1 protein-coding gene is annotated in these 3,245 nt (G+C 51.1%); it reads left to right on the plus strand.

All coding sequences use genetic code 11. The features are described from left to right. Positions 1-3,245 (plus strand): Ig-like domain-containing protein (locus H5073_RS17750; RefSeq protein WP_182680895.1); only part of this gene is annotated, 3,245 nt, incomplete at both ends.

A 3,245-nucleotide genomic window follows, 5' to 3' on the forward strand; every position in this document is an offset into this window, starting at 1 on the left:
AACGGAACTGCCTATAGCTTCACTGTTACGGCCACCAATATCGTAGGAATCAGTGCTGCCTCAGCTGCATCCAATAGCGTTATTCCAAAGGTTGCCAATAGTGCGCCGGTTGCAACCAATACCAGCGTGAGTGTGGATGAGGATACTTCGTTATCATTAAGCTTTGCAGCCACAGACGCAGAGGGTGACACCCTTAGTTTTGAGGTGGTCACCCAGCCTACCTCGGGCAAGCTAGTTAAACACGGGTCTGTGTGGTTATACACTCCAGACGCGGACTTTAATGGCGATGATAGCGTGCACTTTATTGCTAAAGACGCCGCGTTAAGCTCAGCTCCGGGCGTGGTGAGCATTAAGGTCAATCCGGTTAACGATGAGCCCAAAGCCGTGGATGACAGTTATAGTCAAGTGTTGTCAGAGCAAAACCTGTATACGCTTGCTGTACTCGACAACGATACAGACGTTGACGGTGATACCTTGACTATCGATGGTGCGGCTGCGGATGTGGGTAGCGTGCAAATCGTTAGCTCGCAGCTTAAATACCAAGCGCCAATAGGCTTTGTGGGACCCGTTGCGTTGCGTTATAGCATTTCCGACGGTAATAAAGGTCGCAGTAATGCCAAAGTGCAACTGCTTATTAGCGGTGAAAGCTCAGCAGATGCGCCCGTGATTACAGTGCCTGCAGACATTACTGCGAATGCGACAGGCTTGTTTACTCAGCTTAAGCTTGGCGTTGCGACAGCGGTTGACGCCTCAGGCAAGAAGCTTGCGGTATCCTTGGTGAACACTAAGCAGTTGTTTGCACCGGGCGAGCATGTTGCTTATTGGCAGGCGACGGATAGCCAAGGTCGCAGCGCGATTAAGTCGCAAAAAGTGACGGTGAGCCCCCTGATATCCATTAGTCGTAACCAAGTGGTTAGTGAGGGTAGTGAAGCTAAAATAAGCGTGTTCTTAAACGGTCCATCACCTCAATATCCAGTGAGTATTCCTTATACTGTCTCTGGCAGCAGTGATGGCAATGACCATGACTTAGTGGATGGGGTGTTTGAGATTACCTCAGGGTTATCAGCCAGCTTTAGCATTAATGTGCTTGATGATGGAGTCGCGGAAGCGGATGAAGAGTTGGTTATCAACTTAGACCCAAGCTTGAACCTCAGTGGCCAACGTGAAACCCGCTTATTAATTACTGAAGCGAATGTTGCGCCGACGGCGAGCATAGTGGTGAGCCAGTCAAATGAGCAGCGCACTCAGGTGAGCAAGGCGGAGGGCAAGGTGTACATTAAGGTCACAAGCCGTGACGTTAACCCGCAAGACAGCCTCACTGAGGTCTGGTCGACAGGCACATTGGTGTTAGACGCAGATGCCGATGGCCGTTATTTTGACCCGAGCACTGTGGCTGCAGGCAGTTACCCCATAAGTGTCGTGGTGACAGACGATGGTACGCCGCAGTTATCGACCAAGGTACAACTCACTTTATTAGTAAAAGACAGCTTACCTGCGCTTACTAGTGTGGATAGTGACGGCGATTTAATTCCAGATAACCAAGAAGGCTTTGCCGATACTGACGGTGATGGCCTTGCGGATTATCTGGATGCGATTAACGAGTGTAACGTGCTGCAAGAGCTGGCCAGTTCACAACAGACCTTCCTGGCAGAAAGCCAATCAGGGGTGTGTTTGCGCTTAGGTAATACGGCGCAGCTGAATGGCAGTAAAGGCATTCAAGTGCCTGGGGATGCCCTGACCACAGATACACAGGCGGAGAACCTAGGTGGTCTGTTCGATTTTGAACTTACCGCCATCCCTAAATTGGGTGCCAGCGTTGCGGTTGTTATTCCTCAAGCGCGGCCCGTGCCGACCGATGCTGTGTATCGTAAGTTTGTGCGCGGTAACTGGCAGGCCTTTGTGTTAAATGCCAACAACTCAGTGATGTCGAGTGCGGGTAATTCAGGCTATTGTCCACCGCCAGGCGCCGCTGAGTGGCAATCAGGATTAACCGAAGGCCACTGGTGTGTGCAGTTAACCATAGAAGACGGTGGCCCTAACGATGATGATGGTATTGCCAATGGCACTATTGTTGACCCAGGCGGTGTGGCTGTGATGCTGAGTAACAACCGTTTACCTGTTGCGGTTGCCGATACGGTAACAGTGCCAGTGAACCAGAGCGTTGAGATTAACGTGTTGGCAAACGACACAGATGCAGATGGCGATAGTTTAACTGTGAGCCAAGTGAGTAGTCAGTTTGGTACTGCAGTGGTGCTGGATAACCAGCAGATAAGCTATACTCCAGCGACTGACTTTATCGGCACCGATGTGTTGGTATACAGTATCAGCGATGGCAAAGGTGGCACTGCCAGCAGTGAGCTTACTGTCACTGTGGTGGCTAATCGTGCGCCTATTGCCATGGATGATACCGCCAGTACCGATGATAAAACGGTATTAATTCTGGATGTCCTTGCTAACGACAGCGACCCAGACAACCAAGCGTTAAGCTTAATAGCGGTCAGTGCGCAGCAAGGTAGCGTGATGATAGATAACAATAAATTGCGTTATACCCCTAAAACCGGCTTTGAAGGCACAGACACTGTGAGCTACCGCATCAGTGATGGTTTAGACGGTGAAGCGACGGCCAATGTGATGGTCAGCGTGAAAGCGTACAAACCTCAAGTGGTGGATAACCAGTCCGGCGGCGGTAGCCTAGGCTGGGCTTGGGTAGCTGCACTGCTAATGGCGCTGATGTTACGCGTTAGCAATAGGTTTAACCTAAGACTTAAGGGCAAGCTGTTGCTGGCTGGGTTCCTTTCCATGGCGGGTGTCATGCAGGTCCAAGCGGCGCCGAGCCCTTGGTACCTGGATGCAAGCTTAAGTGTGAGCGAGACAGATAAAACCCAAATGGAGCTGCAGCAAGAAGTCACAGCAGGGACAATCAGTGGCTTTGATAATTCAGACACAGGCGTGGGCTTAAGTTTGGGTTATCAAGTGACGCCACTGCTGGCATTTGAGCTTGGCTACCTGGATTTAGGTGACGGCTCGGCGCAAATCAGCGGTGAAAGCTTAGATGCGGGTCAGTACCATGAGTTGATGAAGTTGGTGTCGCCAGTGTTACCGCAGGGTGTGACAATGGGGGCTAGGTTTACCTTAATGGAACATCAAGGCTGGCGCTTCTCAGTGCCGGTTGGAGTGTTGATTTGGGAGTCAGAGCTACACAGCGACTCGCAGGGTCAGCGCCTGACCACTACACTTGATGACAC

Origin of the sequence: Shewanella sp. SR44-3 (assembly GCF_014163735.1) — a bacterium.
In the GTDB taxonomy this organism is placed as follows: Bacteria; Pseudomonadota; Gammaproteobacteria; order Enterobacterales; family Shewanellaceae; genus Shewanella.